Source organism: Microbacterium imperiale (assembly GCF_017876655.1).
Lineage (GTDB): Bacteria > Actinomycetota > Actinomycetes > Actinomycetales > Microbacteriaceae > Microbacterium > Microbacterium imperiale.
The window spans coordinates 2,557,628-2,580,268 of record NZ_JAGIOK010000001.1 but is presented as its reverse complement, the minus strand read 5'-3'; the positions used below and the strand labels follow the sequence as shown (position 1 = coordinate 2,580,268).

Sequence of the window (22,641 nt, the reverse complement as noted above, 5' to 3'; positions counted from 1 at the left end):
CTCCGGCCGACCGAGCTCGAGACGCCCGGCACCCGTTCCGCTTCCGCGGAGTCGGGGCCGGGCGTCTCGGCGTTCAGTCCCCGTCGGTCTGCGTCGCGGCGCGGTCGGCGTTGATGCTCGAGACCTGCGCGTCGTCCATGTCGTCGTCGAGGACCTCTTCGCCGTCGACCTGCTTGGTCGGCGTGGCGTCATCGGCTGCCCCGGCCACGGTTCCCGGCGGGACGATGGGCATGTTGTTGTTGAGGCTCATGGTTTCCCCTTCCTGTTTCGCTGGTGTCGTCACGGTACGCAGCCGACGCTCCGTCTGTCTTCACGGTTGCTCCGTCATTCCCGCCGGTGTATCGCCGTCCTCCGACGACGCCGACGTAGGGTCGAAAGCATGGCCCGCATCCTCGCCGTCGTGAACGGCCGCATCGTTCCCGTGTCCGCACCCGTCATCGAGCAGGGCACCGTGATCGTCGAGGACGGTGTCATCACCGCCGTCGGCGACAGTGACATCGCCGTTCCCGACGGCGCCGAGATCGTCGACGCCGGCGGTCGCTGGGTGCTGCCCGGCTTCGTCGAGGCCCACGGGCACCTCGGTGTCCACGAGGACGGCGAGGGCTGGTCGGGCAACGACACCAACGAGATGACCGACCCCAACGGTGCGCGCTTCCGCGCCCTGGACGGCATCGACATCGACGAGGTCGGATTCCGCGATGCGTTGCGCGGCGGGGTCACCTCCGTCGTCATCAAGCCGGGGTCGGGAAACCCGATCGGCGGCCGCACGGTGGCGATCAAGACGTGGGGCGGCCGGACCGTCGACGAACAGGTCATCGCCGAGAACGTGTCGGTCAAGTCCGCTCTCGGCGAGAACCCCAAGCGGGTCTACGGCGACAAGAAGCAGACGCCGTCGACGCGCTTGGGCGTCGCGTCCGTCCTGCGCGAAGCGTTCGTGGCCGCGCAGAACTACGTGGCGAAACGGGATGCCGCCGCCGCGAAGGGCGAGCCGTTCGAGCGCGACCTCGGCAAAGAGACGCTCGCGCAGGTGCTCGACGGCACGCTGCTGTGGGACCAGCACAGCCACCGCCACGACGACATCGTCACGGCCATCCGACTGGCCGAGGAGTTCGGCTATCGCCTGGTCGTCAACCACGGCACCGAGGGTCACAAGATCGCCGACGTGCTCGCCGAGAAGAACATCCCCGTCATCTTCGGGCCGATGCTGACGTCCCGTTCGAAGGTCGAGCTGCGCGACCGGGCGATCGGGGCCCTCGCCCTCATCGCCGAGGCCGGCGTCACGGTGGCCATCACGACGGACCACCCGGTCGTGCCGATCGACCAGATCCGCCTGCAGGCCATTCTCGCGGTGCGCGAGGGGCTGCCGGCGACCGTCGCCCTCGAAGCGCTCACGACGAACCCGGCCTCGATCCTGCGTCTCGACGAGCGCGTCGGTGCACTCGAGCCGGGCCGTGACGGCGACATCGTCATCTGGTCGGGCGACCCGCTCGCGGTCGAGTCGCGTGTGGAGCACGTGATCATCGGCGGCACGACGGTGCTCGAGCCCGCACCCGATGGCGACGTGCGCGTCGTCGAGCGGTGGGAGCGCTTCGGGCGCTCCAGCTGGCTGCGCTGACCCGATGTCCGCTCTTCCGTTCGGCGTGCTCGTCCTGATCTTCGCCGCTGCCGCGGCGGTGGTCTGGGTCGCCGGCATCCAGCTGTCCAAGACCACGGACGTGCTCGACGCGCGCTGGCACATCGGCAGTGCGTTCGGCGGCCTCATCATCCTCGCCGTCGCCACCAACCTGCCCGAGATCGCGATCACCGTGAGCGCGGCGGCATCCGGCAATCTCGAGGTCGCCGTCGGCAACATCCTCGGTGGCATCGCCCTGCAGACCGTCGTGCTGGTGATCCTCGACGCGTTCGGCAGGCGCGGACGGGGCGTGCGCCCGCTGACGTATCGGGCGGCGTCGCTCGTGCTCGTCCTCGAGGCGGCCGTCGTCGTCGCCGTGCTCACCGTGGTGATGGCCGGAAGCCAGCTGCCGGGCGACCTGATCGTCGCGCGGCTGAGCCCCGACGTGGTCCTGATCGCGGCTCTGTGGCTCGCCGGGCTGTTCCTCGTGCAGCGGGCCGGCCACCACCTGCCGTGGCACGAGAACGGCGTCGCGCCCGACGGCGCCCCGCACGCCACCGGGCACCGACGCGCGAAGCCGCGACCGCCGCACCACACGATGTCGACGGCGGCGGTGGTCACCGTCTTCGTCGTCTCAGCCCTCGCTACCCTCGGCGCGGGCGTCGTGCTCGAGCGGGCCGGCGATGCCATCGCCGACGAGATCGGCCTGTCGGGTGTGCTGTTCGGAGCGACCATCCTCGCCCTCGCGACCGCGCTGCCCGAGATCTCGACGGGACTGCAGGCCATCCGCCAGGGCGACGACAACCTCGCGATGAGCGACATCTTCGGCGGCAACGCCTTCCTGCCGGTGCTGTTCCTCGTCGCGACGCTGATCTCGGGCCAGGCGGTGCTGCCGCAGGCGAACGGCGCCGACATCTACCTCACCGCTCTCGGCGCGCTGCTCACCCTGGTCTACATCGTCGGGCTCATCTTCCGGCCCGCGAAGAAGGTCATCGGCATGGGCGTCGACTCGTTGACGGTGCTCGTCCTCTACGGCCTCGGGATCGCCGGGCTCTTCGCCGTCGCGGCCTGAGTCGCGGCGGGACGGCGCCCACGTCAGACCTCGTCGGCGCGCGGACTGCGCACCGTCCACCCCACGCGGCGCAGAGCGTCGGCCAGACGCGCAGCCTCGGTCGCGGCGGCATCCCACGACACCTCCGACCAGACGTCGACCGCGAGCGGCGGGGGGTCGGCGAACTTCGGGATCTGCACCTCGGCCCACGTGCCGCGCCCCAGCCCGACCCGCGGATCGGCCGTGCCGGCGTTCTCGATCGCCCCGTCAGAGACGAACGCGATGACGTCGAGGGCGTCGGGCTTAGCGATGGGCAGGTCGACGACGAGCGTGACGACGAAGGGACCGGGTCCCCGGTCTCGAGGAGCGTTCACGGCGTCATTCCGCGACACCGCTCCCCCACCCGTCGCCCGGATGCCGCGCGGCGCGGAACGTCGCGTCGAGGAAGGCCTGCACGAGGGCGTGCGGGTCGTCGGCGGTGCGCACCACCTCGTACGGGAGGAGGAACTCGCCGAGGGCGTCGTCGTACCGCGCCCCCTCGGGCACGGGCGCCTCGCGGTACCCGTCGGGGGCGGGATAGGCGTAGGTGTAGTACGCGCCCTCGATGCCCCCGCCGGGCCAGAAGCCCGCGCTGCACAGCTCGGCGCGGTAGCTCTCGGCCATGACGTAGTCCGGGCAGTTCGGAACGCCGCCGGGGTGGGTCGGCGCATCGCGGCCCGAGAAGCGCGTCACGGCGAGATCGAGTGCACCCCAGAAGAAGTGCACGGGGCTGGACTTGCCGGTGAAGCCGGCCCGGTGGTGCTGCAGCTCGGTGTGCGCGTCGTTCAGCTGCCGCCAGAAGGCGTTGGCGTGCTCACCGACGTAGGTGGCGTGCTCGACGTCGTCGGCGAACGGGATGGCCGGGTCGACCTCGTTCGGGGCGGCGTGGATGTCGACGGGGATGCCGAGCTCGGACGCCGCCGCGATGAACCGCGCGTAGAAGTCCGCGACGGTCATGCTCTCGAGGGCGATCGTCCGGTGCCGGCCATCGACGGTGCGCAGCTTCAGCACGTGGTCGCAGAAGTCGAACTCGATCTCGAACGGCCCGGTCGGAGCCGGGACGACGCCGGTCGTCAGACCCCGCGACGACGGCAGCAGCGTGACGTGCCAGTAGTGGTTCAGCGGCGCCGCGTTGACCATGCGCGTCTTGCCGACGATCTGCAGCCACATGTGCAGCGTCTGCCTCGTCGGCTCCCAGGCGTCGACGCGCAGCGCGGGCCGATCCGCGCGAACCGGGACGGCGGGGGCTGATTCGGTGGTCATTCCATCATCATCGCTGCTTCGTCCCCCTAGCGGACACCGATATCCGATGATCACGAAGAGATAACGGAAAACCCTTGCTCGTCGTTATCTCGTCGTTATAGAGTGCTCGCACGGTAGCTGTTTTGCTGTGGCGGCCACCGGCATGTGATTGCAGGAAACTCTTGGTGCAAAGGGACGAGGGTCCGACCGAAATGCCTCTCGGTCGGACCCTCAACTGCGCCCGGGCGCTGCGACGATCAGGCTCCGCCTCCTCCGCCGCCGCCTCCGCCGCCGCCCGCGGCGCCTCCGCCGCTCGAGCCACCCGAGGTCGATGACGACGACGCGGCGCTCGACGAGAGCGTTCCGATCCCGGCAGCGAACGACGACGCGTCGAACCCTCCCGTCCCGGCGTACCAGACCGGCGCGGTGACGCCCGCGGCGGCGTACAGCGCGGTGAGGTGCTGCGCCCACTGCTTCTCCTGCCCGAACACGACGGCGTACGGGAGAAGCCGTTCGTAGAGGCGCAGCATCTGGCGCGGGTCATCCGTATCGATCGCGACGCGCTCCGCACCGGACGGGGACTGCAGTGCGCGGATGCGGTCGGCCTCCGCCCAGCGGATGAACTGCTCCACGCCGCGCAGATGATCGCGCGTCTCGGCCCCCGTCGCCGAGAGCGGGGTGCGGGCCAGGGCGATCAGCACCACGAAGAACGACGATGCCGCCACGACGATCCCGATGACGGGGAGCGCCGGATGGACGAAGCCGAGGAGCGCGAGGATGCCGAAGAGGATCGTGAGCACCGCCGCGACGGCCCAGATCGCGATGGGCCAGCCCCGCGTGCCGGGTCGCACCGGACGGTACATGCCGAGGCTCGTCAGGCGCTCTCCCGCCGACTTCAGGATGCCCTGCGCCGTCGACGACAACCGCGTGTCGGACGAGCCGAAGCTGTAGACCTCGCCCGGCCGCAGCTGCGGGAAGAGGGCGCGCAGCAGCATCCGTCCATTCTCGTCGGCCCGATCGGGGTCGACGAGTTCCGCCCGGAGCTTGCCCTTTCCCCACCGACCGGGATCGCCGTCGAGGATGCGGATCGAGCCGAGGATCGCCTGTTCGAGCACCTCGGCGGGGATCGCCGCCGAGGTTTTGCCGAGCAGCACGGCCGACTCGAGCGCATCGATGTCATGGGGAGGCTCGTACTCGGCGATGACCGTCGGGCGCCCGGGTTCGTCGCCGAGCGAGCGCCGGCGGCTGCGCAACGCCCATCCGGTCGCCCCCACCAGAGCCGCGAGGGAGCCCGCCTGCAGCCACCCGAACGGCGAGGCGAGATACCCGGTGTCGAACGTCTCGAACGCACCCGCGTCGAAGCCGACCGAGAGGGTCAGGGTCTCGTGCGGCGCGAGATCGCGACTGGATGCGGAGACGGTGGCGCCGTCCGCCGACACCGTCAGGTCGGCGCAGCGTCGCGTCTCACCCGATGCCCCGACATAGCAGGACTGGCTTCCCGACAGGCTCTCGACCAAGGGCGGGTCGAGGTGCAGGGTCGCCGTGACCTGCCGGAAGGGCTGCGCCCAGTCCGTGCCGTTGACGTCCCAGTAGAACTCGAGCCCCGTGTCGTCGAAGTCCCACACGACGTTCTCGAGGTCGTAGGTGAAGACGAAGGTGTTGCGGCCGTGAAGGTACTCGGCGCCGCGCGTGAGGATGCCGAGCGTGCCGTCGTCGTTGTCGGTCTCGACGGGGCGGGCATCGCCGTTCTCGTCGGTGACCGACACGAGGGTCGGGTGCAGCGGCTGGCCGTTGTACGACTCGGGGAGCAGGCGGCGCATCCCGCGGTTCTGGTCCGCCTCGGGGAAATCGGCGACGAACCGCTCGACCACCCGCATGCGCGCCGTGCCGTCGGCATCGCGCTCCAGGTAGTAGTCGACCGTCAGCGAGTCGAACTCGAAGGCGTCGAGGTCGTCGGACGTCTCGCCCGAGACGGACGAGAGCACCGGCGGAGCCGCGGATGCCGCCGCGGGCAGAGCCGCCCCCAGAAGGCTCGCCATCAGGACCGCCGTGGCGCTCGCAAGCGCCCTTCGCGTGCGCCGCATCATGCCGCCCAGCTTAGGCGGGCGTTAAAGTTGTGGCCATGAGCGATCGTCGTCGTGCCGTGGCCGCATGGGAGAGCCTCTTCCGCGCGCAGCACGAGATCTTCGACGACATCAGCAACGACTTCGCCAGCGATGAGCTCAGCCAGGCCGAGTACGACGTGCTGCTGACCGTCACGCGTGGACCCGGCAACCGGGCACGACTGCGCGATGTCACGGCCAACATGCTGATCAGCCAGCCGAGCGTCTCGCGCCTCGTGGACCGCATGGTCGCGCGGGGCCTGATCACCAAGTGCGGCGATCCGACCGACGGGCGCGGTGCGATGATCACCGCGACTCCCGACGGGGTGGCGGCTTTCCGCCGACTCGCCGCGGCGCACGGGCGGTCGATCGCCGAGCGCATGTCGGTCCTGAGCACCGAAGAGCTGGAACAGCTCGAGCAGCTCACCACGAAACTGCGCCGCACGTCCTGACGAGGGCCTCCTCCCCATCAGCGGGCCGTGCCGAGTTGTGCACGAACGCGCTCGATCGCGGTTCGGATGTCGGTGGCCGATGGGATCATCGACATATGGCAACGATGGGTGGCAGTGACGGTGTGGGGCTGAGTCCTCATGCCGGTGCGCTCGGGGCGTTCGCTGAGGCGTTGGATGCTGCTCACGCCGGGGATGTCGCACTGGTGCGAGCCTTGGCTGAGGTCGGCCGGTCGGCGTTGCGGGTTGCGCACGTCGACGGTGTGCGGGGCATGGCCTCGGACATGGAGTTGCGCTCGGTCGCTGCGGAAGCGGCCGGGCTGGCGGGGCGGTCGGACCGGCGATTGCAGCACGACATCGACCATGCAATGGCCATCGTCGACGACTACCCCGCCGTGTTCACGGCGTGGGAGACCCGACGGATCACCCGGGATCACGTCGAGGTGATCGTCAAAGCGGGGTGCGTGGTGCCGGCGGAGGTTCGACCGGCGTTCGAGGAAGCTGCGATCGAGATCTGCGAGCGTGACATCGCGGTGCGGGTGCGTGAGCCGCTGAGAGCTCTAGCGCAGCGGATGCATCCGCGGGAGTTCACCGAGCGACACCGGGACGCCGCCGCCGGGCGGTGCGTGCGGGTGCTCCCCGGGGCGGACGGGATGTCGGATCTCATCGCGACCTTGCCGACCGTGATCGCCGCGGGGATGCTCGACCGGCTCACGCAGATGGGCCAGTCCGTGAAGGACGCCCGAGCCGCCGGGACGGATGCCGCGGGGGCCGCGTTCGGCGACGCAGCGGCGCCCGGGCAGCCTGAGGAGCCGGATGCGCGGACCATGGATCAGCTCCGCGCCGACGCTCTCGCTGATCTGGTGCTCGGGGGCGCCCCGGTGGTCGATCCCACCTACGGCACCGACGGCCCGGGACCACTGGGCGCGATCCGGGCGCGCGTGCAGGTCGTCGTCACCGCAGACACCCTCACCGGAACCGACCACGGTCCCGCCGGAGCCGTCGGGGCCGGGCTGGTCGACGCCGACACGGCCCGCGAACTCGCCGGGCAGACCGCCTCCTGGGATCGGCTCTTCATCGACCCCGTCACCCGCACCCCGGCCGAGATCGATACCTATCGGTCCACCGCCTCGATGCGGCGCCTGCTGCAAGCGCGCGACCAGCACTGCCGGTTCCCCGGATGCCGTCGCGCTGCGATCCGCTGCGAGATCGACCACACCATCGACCACGCCCTCGGCGGACATACCCACATTTACAACCTCGCCCACCTCTGCCAGAGACACCACTCGATGAAGCAATTCACCGACTGGAAAGTCAGACAGCTCGGCGGCGGGCTCCTGGAATGGACCTCCCCCGGCGGGCGGATCTACCGCGAAGACGTGCCGATCCCTGCCGTCTGCTTCACACCCGAACCCGACCCACCACCGGGCGCGCGAACCGGCCACCTCGTCGACGAGCCGCCACCCTTCTGAGCTCGCCGCCCGACGATCCGCCACCCTTCTGATCGGTCTGCGCCAGGCGGCCCGACGCGTCAGCGCGGCCCGACGCGTCAGCGCGGCCCGACGTGGCCCCGCGGCCCGATACCCCACCCTGCGGTGACCGCGCCGGATCAGAGCCCGCACGAACGACGATGGCCGCAGCCCCGAGGAGGAGCTGCGGCCATCGGTGCGCGGTCGATCCGGTCGGTCACGCCGCCAGGTTCACCGGCTGCGCTGCGGTCGGCGCTGCGCTCAGTTCTCGATCGGCACCACCGGCGCGGCGGAGTCGGTCGTGACCGCGACCTTGCGCGGCTTGGCCTTCTCGCTGACGGGGATCGTCACGGTCAGCACGCCGTTGTTGTAGGTCGCGGCGATGCCCTCGGTGTCGACACCCTGGCCGAGGTTCAGCTGGCGCAGGAAGCTCGCCGCCTCACGCTCACGGGTGATCCACTTCACCCCGTCGCCGCTCGCCAGGGTGCGCTCGGCGCGGATCGTCAGCAGCTGGCCGTCGACGTCGATGTCGACCGAACCCGGGTCGATGCCCGGCAGGTCGGCCGTCATGACGTAGTGGTCGCCATCACGGTAGAGGTCCATCGGCATGCGGCGCGGACCGCGGCGCGCGTCGAAGAGGCTCGAGGCGATGCGGTCGAGGTCGCGGAACGGGTCGTACGTAGCCATCGGTTCTTCCCTTCTCTGAATGTCTGTGTTGAGATCTCGAAAGTTGAGCCTTAGCGGCTCAACTGCATCCAGATTAGCACTCGACCCCTGAGAGTGCCAACGGTTCTCGCACGGCGAACACTCCACCCACCACCGGCGTTCAGCACTCGACGACGTTGACCGCGAGCCCGCCTTCGCTCGTCTCCTTGTACTTGTGCGACATGTCGATCCCGGTCTGCCGCATCGTCTCGACGACGGCATCCAGCGACACGTAATGGCGTCCGTCACCCCGCAGAGCGAGCCGCGCCGCGGTCACCGCCGTGGATGCCGCGATGGCGTTCCGCTCGATGCAGGGGATCTGCACGAGACCGCCCACGGGGTCGCACGTGAGGCCGAGGTGATGCTCCATCGCGATCTCGGCGGCGTTCTCGATCTGCGCGTTGTCGCCGCCCATGACAGCGGTCAATCCCCCCGCCGCCATCGCGCACGCCGAGCCCACCTCGGCCTGGCACCCGCCCTCGGCGCCCGAGATCGACGCGTTCGCCTTGAACAGCGAGCCGAGCGCGGTCGCCGTGAGCAGGAACCTGCGGATTCCGCGCCGACGGTCGAGATCCTCGGGCGCGAGCATCGACTCCGCCGCGAACCGCCACCAGTACATCGCGACGGCCGGAAGGATGCCGGCAGCCCCGTTCGTCGGAGCCGTGACGACGCGCCCGCCCGCGGCGTTCTCCTCGTTGACGGCGAGCGCGAACGCGCCCAGCCACTCGCCGGGCAGCTCCCGCCCTCCCGCGGACTCGGCGGCCTCGAGCTGCTCGCGCATCGCGCCGGCTCGGCGCCGCACGCGCAACATGCCCGGCAGCGTGCCGTCGGCGTGCAGCCCCGCGTCGATGCATCCCGCCATCGCATCCCAGATGGCATCGAGCCCCGCCGCTACCTCGCTTTCGGGACGCAGCGCCTCTTCGTTGCGCCGCGCGAGCCCCGCAATCGACAGCTCCTCCCGCTCGCACAGCTCGAGCAGCTCGGCCGCGCTACCGAACGCGAACGGCCAGGCGGCCGCGCGAAGCCCCTCACCCTCGACCTCACCCTCGCGACGGATGAACCCGCCGCCGACCGAGAAGTACGTCTCGCGGGCCACCGGCGCCCCGATGCTGTCCCAGGCGGTGAGGGTCATCGCGTTCGGATGCTGGGGCAGCCGCGTACGGGGCTCGAACGAGACATCGGCGCGCGAGAACGCCACCGCGTGCCGTCCGCCCAGCAGCAGCGGCGCGCCATCGACCCACGCCGACCAGGCCGCGCGGACGGCATCCGGGTCGACGGTCTCGGGCGCGTGACCCTGCAGCCCGGCCACGATCGCGTCGGGGGTGCCGTGCCCGATCCCGGTCGCGCCGAGCGAGCCGTAGAGCACGCACGTCACCCGCGCCACGTCCTCGAGACGGCCGGACGCGCTCAGGCGCTCGACGAAGGCTCGGGCCGCACGCAGCGGTCCGACGGTATGGGAGCTCGAGGGTCCTACTCCGATGGAGAACAGCTCGAACGCCGAAACGTATGCGCTCACCCTGTCAGGCTACGTCTCGCCCCGGGAACACGCCGAGCGCGGACGTCAAGGGCAGTGCCCTGCGCCGACGCGACGCCTATCGTCGCCCGAGATGAATCACGCGCCCCATCCTCGAGTCGCCTCCCTGGCCATCGCGGCACGCACCGCGGGCGGCGAAGCATTCGCCGTGTCACGGCTGCTGCTGGCGGCGAAGGCGGCCTTCGCCGCCGCCATCGCCTGGTATCTCGCGCCGCTCGTACCCTTCGCCCACGACGAGTACTCCTACTACGCGCCGCTCGGCGTTCTCGTCAGCATGTACCCGACGATCGCCGACTCCGCGAAGGCCGGCCTACAGGCCGTCGCGGGACTCGCGATCGGCATCGCGATCGGGTTGGGTGGCCTGTGGATCGTCACCGGGCCGAGCCCGCGCATCCTCGGCGTCGCGATCGTCGTCGCTGTGGGCGTCGCAATCGGCGGCATCCGCGCGCTCGGCACCGGTCGTGACTGGATCGCGATCGCAGCGCTCTTCGTCCTGCTGCTCGGGGCCAACGATGCCGGCGGGTTCTCGGTGTCGTACCTCGTCACGATGGCGTTCGGGGTCGTCGTCGGGATCGCCGTGAACCTCGCGGTCGTCCCGCCGCTGTACCTGCGGCGAGCGTCCACGCGGCTCTCGCAGCTGCGGGATGCCGTCGCCGACCGGCTCGACATGCTGGCGACGGCCATCGCCGACGGGTCAGCGCCCGACCCCGAGGGTCAGCGCTATCTCACCGAGATCCTCGACGCGGTCTCGGCGGACGTCCGGGAGGCCGCGCGCAGCCGCAAGGCGCACCCCCTCGCTCGGCGCCGCCGGGGCGTCGAAGAGGAGAACGACCGACGGATGCGCGCCCTCGAGAACACCGTGCGCCAGACGCTCGAGTTGGCCGGTGGCGTTGCGGCGCTGCCCCTCAGCGACGAAGCCGCCCCGCGCCGCGCTCAGCTCGCCGAGGCGGTGCGCGCGACCGGCCGTGCCGTCGCACGGCCCATCGGAGACCCCGACGCCGCGACGGCGGTCGACGAAGCCGAACGCGCCCTGGCGCGCGTGGTCGAGAGCGTGCCGCCGCGCCACGACGGGCGCATCTCGCCGTGGACGCGCACCGCCGTGGACGTCGCGCGCATCATCGAGGCGTCGCGCCCCTTCACCTGAGCCGCGCTCAGATCCCCAGCACGCGCCCGAGGTACGGGCCCCAGAACTTCCGGTCGGGGTCCATGCGCGCGACGAGATCGCGGAAGGCGTGCAGTCGCGGCAGCGACTCGCCCACCGGCATCGCGAAGACCTTGCCCCAGTGCGGGCGGGGATCGAACGGCGCGAGGGCTCGTTCGACGTGGCCGATCGCGGTGGCGACGGCATCCGGCCGGTTCTTCCATGTGAAGTGGATGCACACGCTGTCGCGGCCGTACCCCGGCGACAGCCAGAGCTCGTCGGCAGCCACCGTGCGCAGCTCGCTCACGAGAAGCGCGGGCTCCACCCGATCCGCGATCGCCCGCACGGCCGCGATCGCCTCGACCGCCACCTCTCGCGCGACCCAGTACTCGGTCTGGATCTCGTCGCCGTTCGATGGCGTGGCGTCGATACGGAAGTGCGGCAGCCGCTCGCACCACTCCCCCGGCACACCGCCCTGCTCCGTCGTGTTGTCGAGCCCGTCCGCCGCGGGCGAGTCGGCCTTCTCCGACACCCGGCGTGCGCCGAGCACCGTCGGCGCCATCTCGGGCGCTGACGACTCGTCGAGGCGCTCCTTGACCCAGACCTCGCCGACGTCCGGCGTGTTCCACCGCGTGAACACGCTGACGCTGTAGCCGGATGCCGTCAGCTCGTCGAACCGCTCGAAGAGGTCGTCCCACGCCAGACCGACGTAGGTGTCCTGGCGCACACGGTAGGTCGGTTCGATCGCGAGCGTGATGCGCGTGACCGGCCCGAGCGCCCCGAGGTGCACGACGCTGCCCGCGAAGTCCGGGTCGCCCGCGGCGACGCGCCGCAGCGAGCCGTCCGGCGCGATGAACTCGAGCGCGCGCACGGCCGTCGCGAGCGAGCCGTTGCGGTCACCCGAGCCGTGCGTCGACGTGGCCGTCGCTCCGCCGACAGAGATGTGCGGCAGCGACCCCATGTTGTGCAGTGCCCAACCACGGTCGGCGAGGTGACGCGCCACGACGGCGTAGCGGGTGCCGGCACCGACGGTGACGGTGCGCGCCGCCTCGTCGATCTCGATCGCCGGCTCGATCGCGGTGAGGGCGAGCAGCACCCCGTCGGTGTCGGCGAGATCGTTGAAGGAGTGCCGCGTCCCCAAGGAGCGGATGCGGCGATGGCCCGCGACGAGCTCCTGCGCCTCGACGATGGTTGAGGGCTCGAGCACCGCTTCAGCGGCGAAGGTGTGCGTTCCGGCCCAGGTTCGTTCGGTCACATCGTCACGCTACGCGACGGCCGAGCGCACCTCCACGACAAAGTCGATGCAAGTACGACGGAGAAACAAAGAAGCCCCCGCAGAGCGGAGGCTTCTTTTCACTGTCTCAACACAGTGTGCGCCCGAAGGGACTCGAACCCCTAACCTTCTGATCCGTAGTCAGATGCTCTATCCATTGAGCTACGGGCGCAGGGCCTGCGATCTCTCGTGGGCCGTCGTCAAGAATAGCCCACTCCCGCAGGAAGCGCGAATCGAGGCCTCAACCGGTCAATCGATCACGTCGACGGCATCCGTTTCGGATGCTCTTTCGGCGCGGACGCGCCGCTGGGCCCCGCGCCGCTGCGACCGCAGACGCGGCAGATCGACCATCCGCAGCGCCTGCATCCGCGCTGTGCGCATGCGCTCGTAGTCCGGCTCGAGGTCGGGGCGCGCCGCCTCGATGCGCAGGGTGCGATCGATGTTCCCGGCGACCTCGCTCCACGCCGCTTCGCGGGCGTCGGCGATGAGCTTGCGGAGTTCGCCCTCGTCGTCGGCGCGCTCGCGCAGCTCCTTCGCGATCCGCAGCGACTGCCGGCGGCGGCGACGCAGATTCGCCACGTCGCGGCTGCGGTAGTCGTGCGTGCCGCCCGAATCGCTGTAGCGTCCGCTCGCGGCCTTGCGCTCGCGATTCGTGCGTTCCGCGTCGGCTTCAGCCTCTTCCGCGAGCGCGATGAGCGCACGCCGGGCGTCGTCGAGGAAGTGGTCGGCGTCGAAGTCCTGCCCCTCGGCGAGGATGTGCACGAGGATCGCGTTCTTCAACGCGAGGCGCGTCGCGGCGGAGGCGATGTAGAGCCCTTCGGCGACGATCTCCGAGCTCTTGATGCGCGCTTGACGGCTGGCCACCGCTGCCCCTCCTCACCTCCCCTCAATCCTATGGGGCACCCTCTCCGCACAGCAGGGCGACTTCCCATACCACCCCAGCATGCGCAGCACAACGCCTGTGAGCCGTGAACTCGCTGACCGTAGCCTCCCGAGAGAGCGACCGAAATCGAACACCTCAGACCGGATGCCGCAGGGCAAACCGATCTGCGATCTCCACCGAACAACCGCAGCACCGCGACACCCGTCGCCCAATGGGAGGGAATCCTCATGCGTACATCACCGAACCGCCTCGTCGCCATCATCTTCGGCGCCGTCTACATCCTCGTCGGCCTCCTCGGCTTCACCGTGACCGCCGGCGTCGAGTTCATCGCCACCGAGGGTGGCCTGCTGCTCGGCATCTTCGAGGTCAACCCGCTGCACAACATCGCGCACCTCCTGATCGGTGCCGCGCTGCTCATCGGCGGCCTGTCGGGCGTCCGCGCCGCGAAGAGCGTCAACATCACGGTCGGCGCCGCCTACCTGCTGCTCGGCATCGTCGGCTTCTTCATCCAGGACAGCGCCGCCAACGTGCTGGCCCTGAACACCGCCGACCACTTCCTGCACCTCGCCAGCGCCCTCGTGCTGCTGGGTGTCGGCCTCGGCACCGACCGCGCCGTCGACAACCGTCGCCACGCCGTCGCCTGATGAACACCGCCGCGCTCACCCGCTCCTGGCCCACGCTCGCCGCGTGGGGGGCTGGCCTGCTTCAGCTCGGCGTGGGCGCGGGCATGATCACGCAGGGCACCGGCGTCGCTGATCGCGGCGTCGGTGTCCTCGCGGCAGTCGTCGGGGCGGCCGCCCTGGGTTGGGGCGTCGCCGCCCTGACCCGCGGCCGCCTCGTCGCTCCGCGCACCGGCATGGCGATCGCCGTGATCGGAACCGTCGCGTCGGGTCTCGCTCTCGCGGTCGACCCGGTGCGCATCAGCGTCCACGCTGTCGGCGTGGCCGTGCTGCTCCACCTCGCGTACGGCGTCGCCTCGGCGTTCGTCGTCCGGCGCGCGCGCTCCGGCGCGGACGACGCCGCCCACCCGGCCGGCTCAGCCGAGGGCCGCACCGTCCAACGCACCAGCGTCCTCGGCATGATCGCCGGCTGCGTCATCGTCGCCGGGCTCGTCACGCCCGCCCTGGGCGCTACCGAGGCCGGGCGTGCCGCGCCCGACCACTCGGACCACCCGCTCTTCTCGACCGAGCACGGGCACTGACGCCCGGCTCCCGCCTTACAGCGGGCTGATTCGCCAGGAGGCCTCGCTCGAGCCTCCCGGCTCGATGAAGATCAGCCCCGCGTCGTAGTCGTAACGGCTCGCGTTGAACGCATCCGGAGCGCACGTCATCGGCTCGACCGCCAGCCCGGCACGGTGACCCGGCTGCTCGGGACCTCCCGGCAGGTCGGCGGTGTGCACCTGCACCCAGCCGCACGCCTCGCCCCACGAGATCGCCACGCCCGTGCCGCTCGGGTCGGTCACCCGCACCGTCGCCTCACCGGAGTCCGATCGCGACACGTCGGTGAACGCGTGGTCGATCTCGACGGCGCCGAGCGTCCGCGGCCGGCGGAAGTCGAACCGCTCCGACCCCGCGACGTCGGCCAGCGCGATCGGCGAGAGCCGGTCGGGCGTGACCTCGAGGACGCGCTCGGCGGGCAGCTCGAGCGACCATTCGTCCAGCGGCGACGAACCCGCCACGAGGTACGGATGCGGGCCGGTGCCGAAGGGGGCGGCATCCGCGCTCTCGTTGGTGGCCCGCACCGTCTGGGTCAGCCCGTCCGCCCCGAGGCGATAAGTCGTCTCGACGCGCAGCGTCCAGGGGTACGCGGTCTGCGCGACCACGGTCGCCGCGAGGGTCACGTGGTCGGCGGCCACGACCACCGCCTCGAAGTCGAGCCAGGCGACGAGTCCGTGCAGAGCGTGGTGCCGCTGGGGCTCGGTGAGCGCCAGCTTGTAGCGGGTGCCCGCCACCTCGTACTCGCCGTCGACGACGCGGTTCGGCCAGGGCGCGAGGGTCGCCCCGCGGTAGCCGGGCCGCACCTCGTCCTCACCGTAGGGCACGGTGAGGTCGCGTCCGCCGACCCGATACGAGCGCAGCGACGCCCCCACACTGGCGATGATCGCCTCTGCCTCGCCCGCGCGCAGCACGTACGACGTTCCGGATGCCGCCACGGGCGTCCCCTCTCGGTTCTGGTGGATGGAGCTCACAGGCCCCGCGCGAGGCGGTAATAGGCCTGGTTCCAGCGGAGCTCCTTCTGGAATCCTCGCACCGTCGTGTCCTCGTCGATGACGACGAGCTCGGTGCCGGCGATCTCGGCGAAATCGCGGAACACCTCGATGCCGACCGCGGTGGTCATGACGGTGTGGTGCGCAGCGCCGGCGGCGAGCCAGCACGCGGCCGACGTCGCGAAGTCCGGGGCCGGCTTCCAGATCGCGCGGCCGACCGGCAGCTTGGGCAGGTCGGGCGCCTCGACGTTCTCGACGACGTTCGCCGTCAGGCGGAAGCGGTCGCGCATGTCGCTGAGGGCGACCACGAGTGCCGGTCCGGGGTCGGCCGTGAAGACGAGGCGGACCGGGTCGTCCTTTCCGCCGATACCGAGCGGGTGGATCTCCAGGCGCGGCTTCGCGGTCGTCAGCGACGGCGAGACCTCGAGCATGTGGGCGCCGAGGATGCGCTCGGAGCCGGGAACGAGGTCGTACGTGTAGTCCTCCATGAGGCTCGCGCCGCCGGGGAGACCCGCGCCCATGACGTTGGCGACGCGCACGAGGATGGCCGTCTTCCAGTCACCTTCCGCGCCGAAGCCGTAACCCTCGGCCATGAGGCGCTGGACCGCGAGGCCCGGCAGCTGCGTGAGTGCACCGAGGTCTTCGAACGAGGTCGTGAAGGCACCGAAGCCGCCCTCCTCGAGGAACGAGCGCAGGCCGACCTCGATCGCCGCGCCGTCGCGCAGGGACTGGTGGCGCTCGCCCCCGGGCCGCAGCTCGTCGGCGACGTCGTACGCGTCGAGGTATTCGGCCACGAGGGCGTCGATCTGTTCCTCGGTCGCTGCGGCGACGGCATCCGCCAGCTCGTTGACGCCCCAGGTGTTGACCTGCACGCCGAACTGGAGCTCGGCCTCGGTCTTGTCGCCCTCGGTGACCGCGACGTAGCGCATGTTGTCACCGAACCGGGCGAGCTTGAGGGTGCGGACGGCCTGCCAGCCCGCGGCCGCCCGCTCCCAGTCTTCGATCTGCTGCACCACGGCGGGGTTCGACACGTGGCCCACGACGGTCTTGCGGGGAACGCCGAGACGCGTCTGGATGTAGCCGAACTCGCGGTCGCCGTGGGCGGCCTGATTGAGGTTCATGAAGTCGAAGTCGATGTCGGCCCAGGGCAGCTCGACGTTCGCCTGCGTGTGCAGGTGCAGCAGCGGCTTGCGCAGCGCGTCCAGGCCGGTGATCCACATCTTCGCCGGGCTGAAGGTGTGCATCCACGCGATGACGCCGATGACCGAGTCGTCGGCGTTGGCGTCGAGCGCCAGGCGGCGGATCGACTCGGAGTCCTTGAGCACCGGCTTCCACTCGACGCGGACGGGCAGGCCCGCGAGACCGGCGACGACCTGCTGGGACTGCTCGGCGACCTGACGGAGGGTCTCATCGCCGTAGAGGTTCTGACTGCCGGTGACGAACCAGACGGTGTACTGCTCGAGCGAGGTGGAGAGGGTCATGATTTCTTCTTCCGGGTTACGAGAGGGCGGCGACGGCGGCGCGTTCGATCGCGAGGCCGGCGTCGTATCGGTCGAGGTAGGCGGCGAAGCCGGCGGCATCCGCTGCGTCGGGTTCGGCGACGTCGACGGATGCCGCAGCGAACACGCGCTGCTGCAGGTAGGCGTCGAGGTCGAGCTCGGCGCTGTGGCCGAGGTAGGCGGCGAGGACGGCGATGCCCCAGGCCCCGCCCTCCGAGGCGGTCTCACCGACCGCGACGGGTGCACCCAGGGCTGCGGCGAGGAATCGCTGCGCGACGCCGGCGGTGCGGAACATCCCGCCGTGCGCGAACATGCGGTCGAGCGCGACGCCCTCGGCGTCGAGCACGCGCATGCCCAGGGCGAGCGTGCCGAAGACCCCGTACAGCTGCGCGCGGATCGCATTGCCGAGGGTGAAGCGACTGTCGGGCGTGCGCACGAAGAGCGGACGCCCCTCGTCGGTGCCGGCGATCGGTTCACCGGCCAGGTGGTTGTAGGCCAGCAGCCCGCCGGCGTCCGCCTCGGCGGCGAGAGCCTCGCGGAAGAGCGCCTCGTAGACGGCGTCGGGCTCGAGCGGGAAGCCCGCGGCGGCCGAGAACCGCTCGAACATACCCGCCCACGCGGCCAGCTCACTGGCGCCGTTGTTGCAGTGCACCATCGCGACGAGGTCGCCCGCGGGGGTCGTGACGACGTCGATCTCGTGGTGCATGCTCTGCAGCGGACGCTCGAGCACGACCATCGCGAAGATGCTCGTGCCGGCGCTGACGTTGCCGGTGCGCGGGGCGACCGCGGCGGTCGCGACCATGCCGGTTCCCGCATCGCCCTCGGGCGGGCAGAACGGGACGCCGGGACGCAGCACACCGGACGGATCGAGCAGGGCCGCGCCCGCGGACGTCAGCGTCCCGGCGGCTTCTCCGGCCACGCGCACGGCCGGCAGCAGCGAGCGCAGGTCGGCGGGCAGCCGGCCCGCCGCGTGGGCGTCGAAGAGGTCGACGCGGCGCTGGTCGTAGTCGCGCGTCGCGGGGTCGATGGGGAACATGCCCGACGCGTCGCCGACACCGAGCACCTTCTCGCCCGTCAGGCGGCTGTGGACGTAGCCGGCGAGGGTCGTGACGAATCGGATGTCGCCGACGTGCGGCTCGGCATCGAGCACCGCCTGGTGCAGGTGCGCGATCGACCAGCGCAGGGGGATGTTGATGCCCAGCAGCGTGCTGAGCTCGGCCGCGGCCGGACCCGTGCTCGTGTTGCGCCACGTACGGAACGGCACCAGCAGATCATCGGCCTCGTCGAAAGCGAGGTAGCCGTGCATCATCGCCGAGACGCCGATCGCCCCGAAGGTCTCGGGCGTCACGTCGTAGCGTGCTCGCACCTCGGCGACGAGATCGGCGTAGGCCGCCTGCAGCCCCGACCACACGTCGTCGAGGGAGTATGTCCACCGCCGGTCTTCGAAGCGGTTCTCCCACGCGTGAGATCCCGTCGCGATGACGTCGGTCGGGTCGGGCCCGATGAGGCACGCCTTGATACGCGTCGAGCCGAACTCGATGCCCAGACTGGTGCGACCGGCGACGATGTCGTCGCGAGTGGCGCTGTTGGTCACGGATGCCTCCATTGGTCGAGCCGCGGTGCGATCATGTTACCGGTAACACCCGGTCGAGCACCACTCCTCCGCTCGACGCACTCCGGCTCAGTGCGATCGGGTCGACGATCGGACCACGAGGCGCGGCGCCTCCGGGTCTGCGGGACGGGGCTCGCCCAGCAATACCGCGACGCATCGCCGCGCCTCGCCCGCGATGTCGAGGCGCACGGTCGTCAGCGCAGGCCGGTAGAAGGCGGCATCCGGGTGGTCGTCGAATCCCACCACGCTGACGTCGCCCGGCACCGACACCCCGAGCGCGTCGAGACCCGACATCAGGCCGAGGGCCATCTGGTCGTTCGCGACGACGAAAGCCGTCGGCGGGTCGGTGCCTCGCAGCGCGTCGGCGACCGGGGCCGCGAGAGCCGCGCCCGACCCGGCGGACCAGTCCCCCGCCCACCGGCCCGCTGCGCTCAGGCCGTGACGCGCGAGAGCGTCGGCCGTGCCGCGGTCGCGGGCGATCGCCTCGAGCCATTCCGACGGACCCGACACCCGCCCGATACGACGGTGTCCGAGCGCGACGAGGTGCTCGACGGCCAGCGCGGCACCCTCGGCTTGCCGCTGCGCGCCGCCGGCCACTGTTGCGGCGCCGTGGAGCGACACGATCGGCACGCCCGGGCGCGCGACGCCCAGCGCCTCGATCGCGGTGGTGTGCGGCGCGACGAGGACGATGCCGTCGACGCCCTGGGCCAGCAGGTGCTCCGCGGCCTCGGTGACGCTCGCGGCGTCGACGCCGTCGGCGTACGCCGTGGCGATCCACCTCCCCGCCGATCGGGCCGCGCGCTCGAGCGCGGCGATGCCCGCGGCGGGGCCGAACAGGTCGGTGTCAGAGGCCAGCACCCCGATGGTGCGCGTCGTCGCCGTCCCGAGACTGCGGGCGGCGTTGTTGACGCGGTATCCGAGTTCGGCCATCGCGGCGACGACGCGCTCACGCGTCTCGGGGCGGATGTGCGGATGATCGTTGAGCACGCGCGAGACGGTTTGCGTCGACACGCCGGCCGCCGCAGCGACATCCCGCACGCCCACGCGCATCCGGCCGTGCGCCTCTTCGCTCATCTCGCCAGGCTAGCGGGCGACCTCCGCCCCCTGGCACGCCGACGGGCGGCACCGACCGTAGTCGATGCCGCCCGTGCGGAGTCGGAGCGACGCTCGGAGACGAGCGCCGCGACGTGGATCAGCGGTCGCCGAGGATGCCGCCCACGAGGTCGTCGACGTCGGACGTGACGTCGCCGACGAGGTTGTCGACCGTGTTGTCGACGGTGTTCTCGATGCCGCTCGTGAGGTCGCCGGTGCTGACGTCGCCCGTGCCCACGTCGGTGCCGTTGCCGAGGTCGGTGTCGGCCTGGTTGCCGGTGCCCGCCTCGTTGCCGTTGCCGGCCTCGTTGCCCGAGCCGACCTCGTTGCCGTTGCCGCTGCCGTTGCCGACCTCGTTGCCCGAGCCGATCGGAGCGTCCACGGCGGTGTCGTTGCCCGAGCCGATCGGGGCGTTCGTCTCGTTGCCCGAGGCGATCGGGGTGTCGTTGCCCGACAGGAGCGCGCCGTTGCCGACGTCGCTGATGAGCGGGCCGTTGACGAGGCCGCCGTCGAGACCGAGGTTGCCGATGGCGGCGTTCTCGCCGACCGCGTTGCCGTTGGCGTCGAGGACGCCGTCGATGAACGTCGACAGCGCGTCGAACGACGACGACACGTCGGTCGAGGTGTTCGTGTCGGTGGTGGACGAGTCGACGGTCGTGCTGTCGTCGGCCGACGCGGGCAGAGCGAATCCGGCGGTGGCGATCGCGGCGACGCCGAGGCCCGCCGTGCCGAAGAACGTTGCTCGCTTCAGGTTCGTACGCATGTCTCTTCCTTCCATCACGTCCGCAGGGTTGCGGCACGTGGGACTATCCGGGACGCCCCCCGGATGCGGATTGGACGATGACCGCGAAAAGGGCGGAAAAGCCCCGATTCCCGAAGCGGCGATCCGCGCCCTCATGCGGATCGCGGCGGTTTCCTGGCAGTCGCCTGAGAACGGCTCTCACGCAGCGCTGCGAGCAGGCCGGCCGCGCTTGGGCCGGACGGTCGACAGCTCGAGCCCCAGGGCGCGCTCGGGGCGCTGCTCCAGCCGCCGCTCGACGTGCTCGAGCCACCGCAGTTCCGCCTCGACCGCGAAGACCATCGAGTCGACGACGAGTGACCAGGCGAGCTGCTCGGGGCCGTCGGCATCCGCGCCCGGGTAGACCGCGGCGCGCAGCTCCGCCACCTGGGCGAGCGAGGCGCGACGCTGCGCCTGGATCACGTCGGCGACGTCGACCCCCGGCAGCGTCGCGGCCACCGCGAGCTTGATGGCCAGCTCGTCGCGCGTGCCCGCGGGGCGCTCGACGGGTGAGCGCAGCCACGACGACACCTCGGCACGACCGGCATCCGTGATCTGCCAGTACACGTGCCCCTGCTCGTCGACCGCGCCCTTCTCGACGAGGCCGTCGCGCTCCAGGCGATCGAGGGTGTTGTAGATCTGCCCGACATTGAGCGGCCACGTCGATCCGGTGCGACGGTCGAACTCCGCCCGCAGCTGATACCCGTAGCACGGGCCCTGATCCAGGATCGCCAGCAGGCTCAATCGCACCGACATGTTGTCCTTTCCCCTACCGGGTATGCAATTCGCGAGTATATACATACCCGGTATCTCCACCGGCTCACTGCACGGCGCGCGGCGTCCTGCCCGGGACCACGATCAGACTGCTGAGCGTTCCGAGGGCGGCGCCGACCGCGGTGTCGACGACGCGCTCGACCGCCAGCTCGGGACCGCTCCCGCCCGCCGCCCCCAGGATGAGCAGCACGAGCGGGGTGATGAACACCAGCGCGAGCGCGTAGTGCCGCACGACGACGAGCTCGATGACGAACTGCAGCGCTCCGAGGACCAGGCCCAGCACGATCCCCGGCAGCGGCACGAACGCCACCGCGAGGTAGGCGCCCGCGCCCGCGGCGGTCCCGACGGCCCGGTGGATGCCGCGCGAGAGCGCCACGCGGCGACTCACACTCACCCCCAGCACGGCGATCGCGGCACCGACGATCCAGTACGCGCGCTCGGGATCGACGACGACCGACGCCGCCGTCCCGGCGATCGCGACGACGGCAGCCCGCACGACGAGCGTGCGGGTCGCGGCGTCACGGTGCACGCGCGGGAAGAGTGCCGAGAGCCGGCGCGGCGGCGTGCGGCGATGGCCCGGCCGCAGCGCCGGAACCGCCGTCACGACCCAGGCGAACACGAGCGACGCCGCGACGACACCGAGGTACAGCACCGGATCGACGCCGCGGTGCGACCCCGACGGCGCCGTCACGTGGGCCGACAGCCCGTAGATGAGGACCGGGAACAGCGGCCCCGGCGGCCCCACCGAGAGCGCGAAGACGAGGACGGATGCCGCGACGGCGACCACCACGAGACCTGCCGCCACCACGACCGGCCCGAGCACGCCCGCGAGCACCCCCGCTGCCGCGCACACCCACAGCACGGCGGCGACGATCGGGACCACGACGATCCGCTCGCGCGGCGCGAGGCGTCCGCCGTAGAGCGTCGCGAAGGCTCCCGTCGCGGCCAGGAGGGCGACGCTCTCCCGCCCCAACGCCGACAGGACGACGACGGGCACCGCCATCGCGGTCGCGGCCTGCAGCCCCAGATGCCAGCGCGGGCCCGGTGCGGGGCCGAACCGGGTCAGGCTGCGCCCGAGCTCGCCCGCCTCGCGCCGCCACCACGACTCGGGAGCGGCATCGGCGGCGGGCATTGCTCCATTCTCTCGCGTCGCACAGCGGCGCCGTCGTCCGCGTCCGAC

Annotated in this window: 22 protein-coding genes and 1 tRNA gene; 7 read left to right on the top strand and 16 right to left on the bottom strand. The window is 71.2% G+C overall.

Translation table 11 applies throughout. The features are described from left to right. Nucleotides 1-73 precede the first annotated feature (73 nt). On the bottom strand, nt 74-250 hold the full coding sequence (locus JOF37_RS12480; RefSeq protein ID WP_210007110.1) for a hypothetical protein: 177 nt from the start codon (nt 248-250) through the stop codon (nt 74-76). A 129-nt stretch (nt 251-379) separates the two neighbouring features. Between JOF37_RS12480 and JOF37_RS12475 the strand changes: the two genes are divergently transcribed. Both JOF37_RS12475 and JOF37_RS12470 read left to right on the top strand, forming a co-directional pair. Next, on the top strand, nt 380-1,615 hold the full coding sequence (locus JOF37_RS12475) for an amidohydrolase (RefSeq protein WP_210007109.1): 1,236 nt from the start codon (nt 380-382) through the stop codon (nt 1,613-1,615). A gap of 4 nt (nt 1,616-1,619) precedes the next feature. Continuing rightward, nucleotides 1,620-2,684, top strand: coding sequence for a sodium:calcium antiporter (locus JOF37_RS12470; protein WP_210007108.1), 1,065 nt, complete (start codon nt 1,620-1,622; stop codon nt 2,682-2,684). A gap of 23 nt (nt 2,685-2,707) precedes the next feature. Here the strand turns inward: JOF37_RS12470 and JOF37_RS12465 are convergent, their stop codons facing one another. From JOF37_RS12465 to JOF37_RS12455, 3 genes are all read right to left on the bottom strand, one after another. Continuing rightward, the gene (locus tag JOF37_RS12465) at nt 2,708-3,037 is read right to left on the bottom strand and encodes a hypothetical protein (protein ID WP_210007107.1); all 330 of its coding nucleotides are present in this window, start codon (nt 3,035-3,037) and stop codon (nt 2,708-2,710) included. Between the two features lie 4 nt (nt 3,038-3,041). Further along, on the bottom strand, nt 3,042-3,965 hold the full coding sequence (locus JOF37_RS12460) for a DUF5996 family protein (RefSeq protein ID WP_210007106.1): 924 nt from the start codon (nt 3,963-3,965) through the stop codon (nt 3,042-3,044). A gap of 236 nt (nt 3,966-4,201) precedes the next feature. Continuing rightward, nucleotides 4,202-5,983: a DUF2207 domain-containing protein gene (locus tag JOF37_RS12455; RefSeq protein WP_210007105.1), complete on the bottom strand. Its 1,782-nt coding sequence runs from the start codon at nt 5,981-5,983 to the stop codon at nt 4,202-4,204. A gap of 83 nt (nt 5,984-6,066) precedes the next feature. On the opposite strand from JOF37_RS12455, the gene JOF37_RS12450 reads away from it, so the two are divergent. Together JOF37_RS12450 and JOF37_RS12445 are read left to right on the top strand one after the other, a co-directional pair. Then, nucleotides 6,067-6,498, top strand: a complete 432-nt coding sequence (locus JOF37_RS12450; RefSeq protein ID WP_210007104.1) for a MarR family winged helix-turn-helix transcriptional regulator — start codon at nt 6,067-6,069, stop codon at nt 6,496-6,498. A gap of 95 nt (nt 6,499-6,593) precedes the next feature. Beyond that, the gene (locus JOF37_RS12445) at nt 6,594-7,967 is read left to right on the top strand and encodes an HNH endonuclease signature motif containing protein (RefSeq protein ID WP_245338162.1); all 1,374 of its coding nucleotides are present in this window, start codon (nt 6,594-6,596) and stop codon (nt 7,965-7,967) included. A gap of 258 nt (nt 7,968-8,225) precedes the next feature. Here the strand turns inward: JOF37_RS12445 and JOF37_RS12440 are convergent, their stop codons facing one another. Both JOF37_RS12440 and JOF37_RS12435 read right to left on the bottom strand, forming a co-directional pair. Beyond that, on the bottom strand, nt 8,226-8,651 hold the full coding sequence (locus JOF37_RS12440) for an Hsp20/alpha crystallin family protein (protein WP_210007103.1): 426 nt from the start codon (nt 8,649-8,651) through the stop codon (nt 8,226-8,228). Between the two features lie 139 nt (nt 8,652-8,790). After that, the gene (locus tag JOF37_RS12435; RefSeq protein WP_210007102.1) at nt 8,791-10,185 is read right to left on the bottom strand and encodes an L-serine ammonia-lyase; all 1,395 of its coding nucleotides are present in this window, start codon (nt 10,183-10,185) and stop codon (nt 8,791-8,793) included. Nucleotides 10,186-10,276: 91 nt separating this feature from the next. Here JOF37_RS12435 and JOF37_RS12430 point away from each other — a divergent pair, with 91 nt between their 5' ends. Next, nucleotides 10,277-11,347: an FUSC family protein gene (locus tag JOF37_RS12430; RefSeq protein WP_210007101.1), complete on the top strand. Its 1,071-nt coding sequence runs from the start codon at nt 10,277-10,279 to the stop codon at nt 11,345-11,347. Nucleotides 11,348-11,354: 7 nt separating this feature from the next. On the opposite strand, the gene JOF37_RS15805 is transcribed toward JOF37_RS12430, so the two are convergent. The 3 genes from JOF37_RS15805 to JOF37_RS12415 all read right to left on the bottom strand — a co-directional run bounded on the left by JOF37_RS15805 (nt 11,355) and on the right by JOF37_RS12415 (nt 13,481). Further along, entirely contained in the window at nt 11,355-12,599 is a 1,245-nt protein-coding gene (locus JOF37_RS15805; RefSeq protein WP_210007100.1) for an FAD-binding protein, read from the bottom strand. A gap of 117 nt (nt 12,600-12,716) precedes the next feature. Continuing rightward, nucleotides 12,717-12,789, bottom strand: a tRNA-Arg gene (locus JOF37_RS12420). A gap of 77 nt (nt 12,790-12,866) precedes the next feature. After that, complete coding sequence (locus JOF37_RS12415; protein WP_210007099.1) at nt 12,867-13,481, bottom strand: asparagine synthase; 615 nt, start codon at nt 13,479-13,481, stop codon at nt 12,867-12,869. 246 nt (nt 13,482-13,727) lie between these two features. Between JOF37_RS12415 and JOF37_RS12410 the strand changes: the two genes are divergently transcribed. Next, entirely contained in the window at nt 13,728-14,144 is a 417-nt protein-coding gene (locus tag JOF37_RS12410) for a DUF4383 domain-containing protein (RefSeq protein ID WP_210007098.1), read from the top strand. Then, nucleotides 14,144-14,701 carry a hypothetical protein gene (locus JOF37_RS12405; RefSeq protein ID WP_210007097.1) on the top strand — a complete coding sequence of 186 codons (558 nt, stop codon included), beginning with the start codon at nt 14,144-14,146 and terminating at the stop codon, nt 14,699-14,701. Before JOF37_RS12410 ends, JOF37_RS12405 begins: the two co-directional genes overlap by 1 nt. Nucleotides 14,702-14,716: 15 nt before the next feature. Here JOF37_RS12405 and JOF37_RS12400 read toward each other — a convergent pair whose 3' ends face one another. The 7 genes from JOF37_RS12400 to JOF37_RS12370 all read right to left on the bottom strand — a co-directional run bounded on the left by JOF37_RS12400 (nt 14,717) and on the right by JOF37_RS12370 (nt 22,593). Beyond that, a complete protein-coding gene (locus tag JOF37_RS12400; RefSeq protein ID WP_271175080.1) occupies nt 14,717-15,652 on the bottom strand; it encodes an aldose 1-epimerase family protein in 936 nt (311 codons plus the stop codon). Nucleotides 15,653-15,684: 32 nt separating this feature from the next. After that, nucleotides 15,685-17,187, bottom strand: a complete 1,503-nt coding sequence (araA, locus tag JOF37_RS12395; RefSeq protein WP_245338161.1) for an L-arabinose isomerase — start codon at nt 17,185-17,187, stop codon at nt 15,685-15,687. 16 nt (nt 17,188-17,203) lie between these two features. Next, nucleotides 17,204-18,811, bottom strand: coding sequence for a xylulokinase (locus JOF37_RS12390; RefSeq protein ID WP_210007096.1), 1,608 nt, complete (start codon nt 18,809-18,811; stop codon nt 17,204-17,206). A 75-nt stretch (nt 18,812-18,886) separates the two neighbouring features. Beyond that, nucleotides 18,887-19,891 carry a LacI family DNA-binding transcriptional regulator gene (locus JOF37_RS12385; protein WP_210007095.1) on the bottom strand — a complete coding sequence of 335 codons (1,005 nt, stop codon included), beginning with the start codon at nt 19,889-19,891 and terminating at the stop codon, nt 18,887-18,889. A 118-nt stretch (nt 19,892-20,009) separates the two neighbouring features. Then, nucleotides 20,010-20,672 carry a hypothetical protein gene (locus tag JOF37_RS12380; protein WP_210007094.1) on the bottom strand — a complete coding sequence of 221 codons (663 nt, stop codon included), beginning with the start codon at nt 20,670-20,672 and terminating at the stop codon, nt 20,010-20,012. A gap of 177 nt (nt 20,673-20,849) precedes the next feature. After that, nucleotides 20,850-21,443: a PadR family transcriptional regulator gene (locus JOF37_RS12375; RefSeq protein WP_210007093.1), complete on the bottom strand. Its 594-nt coding sequence runs from the start codon at nt 21,441-21,443 to the stop codon at nt 20,850-20,852. 64 nt (nt 21,444-21,507) lie between these two features. Then, nucleotides 21,508-22,593 (bottom strand): FUSC family protein, encoded by a 1,086-nt coding sequence (locus tag JOF37_RS12370; RefSeq protein WP_210007092.1) that lies wholly within the window; start codon nt 22,591-22,593, stop codon nt 21,508-21,510. Nucleotides 22,594-22,641: the final 48 nt, after the last annotated feature.

Coding starts and splice junctions, on each gene's coding strand:
- JOF37_RS12480 (WP_210007110.1), bottom strand. CDS start 250: ATGAGCCTCAACAACAACATGCCCATCGTCCCGCCGGGAACCGTGGCC.
- JOF37_RS12475 (WP_210007109.1), top strand. CDS start 380: ATGGCCCGCATCCTCGCCGTCGTGAACGGCCGCATCGTTCCCGTGTCC.
- JOF37_RS12470 (WP_210007108.1), top strand. CDS start 1,620: ATGTCCGCTCTTCCGTTCGGCGTGCTCGTCCTGATCTTCGCCGCTGCC.
- JOF37_RS12460 (WP_210007106.1), bottom strand. CDS start 3,965: ATGACCACCGAATCAGCCCCCGCCGTCCCGGTTCGCGCGGATCGGCCC.
- JOF37_RS12455 (WP_210007105.1), bottom strand. CDS start 5,983: ATGGCGAGCCTTCTGGGGGCGGCTCTGCCCGCGGCGGCATCCGCGGCT.
- JOF37_RS12450 (WP_210007104.1), top strand. CDS start 6,067: ATGAGCGATCGTCGTCGTGCCGTGGCCGCATGGGAGAGCCTCTTCCGC.
- JOF37_RS12445 (WP_245338162.1), top strand. CDS start 6,594: ATGGCAACGATGGGTGGCAGTGACGGTGTGGGGCTGAGTCCTCATGCC.
- JOF37_RS12440 (WP_210007103.1), bottom strand. CDS start 8,651: ATGGCTACGTACGACCCGTTCCGCGACCTCGACCGCATCGCCTCGAGC.
- JOF37_RS12430 (WP_210007101.1), top strand. CDS start 10,277: ATGAATCACGCGCCCCATCCTCGAGTCGCCTCCCTGGCCATCGCGGCA.
- JOF37_RS12410 (WP_210007098.1), top strand. CDS start 13,728: ATGCGTACATCACCGAACCGCCTCGTCGCCATCATCTTCGGCGCCGTC.
- JOF37_RS12405 (WP_210007097.1), top strand. CDS start 14,144: ATGAACACCGCCGCGCTCACCCGCTCCTGGCCCACGCTCGCCGCGTGG.
- araA (WP_245338161.1), bottom strand. CDS start 17,187: ATGACCCTCTCCACCTCGCTCGAGCAGTACACCGTCTGGTTCGTCACC.
- JOF37_RS12390 (WP_210007096.1), bottom strand. CDS start 18,811: ATGGAGGCATCCGTGACCAACAGCGCCACTCGCGACGACATCGTCGCC.
- JOF37_RS12385 (WP_210007095.1), bottom strand. CDS start 19,891: ATGAGCGAAGAGGCGCACGGCCGGATGCGCGTGGGCGTGCGGGATGTC.
- JOF37_RS12380 (WP_210007094.1), bottom strand. CDS start 20,672: ATGCGTACGAACCTGAAGCGAGCAACGTTCTTCGGCACGGCGGGCCTC.
- JOF37_RS12375 (WP_210007093.1), bottom strand. CDS start 21,443: ATGTCGGTGCGATTGAGCCTGCTGGCGATCCTGGATCAGGGCCCGTGC.
- JOF37_RS12370 (WP_210007092.1), bottom strand. CDS start 22,593: ATGCCCGCCGCCGATGCCGCTCCCGAGTCGTGGTGGCGGCGCGAGGCG.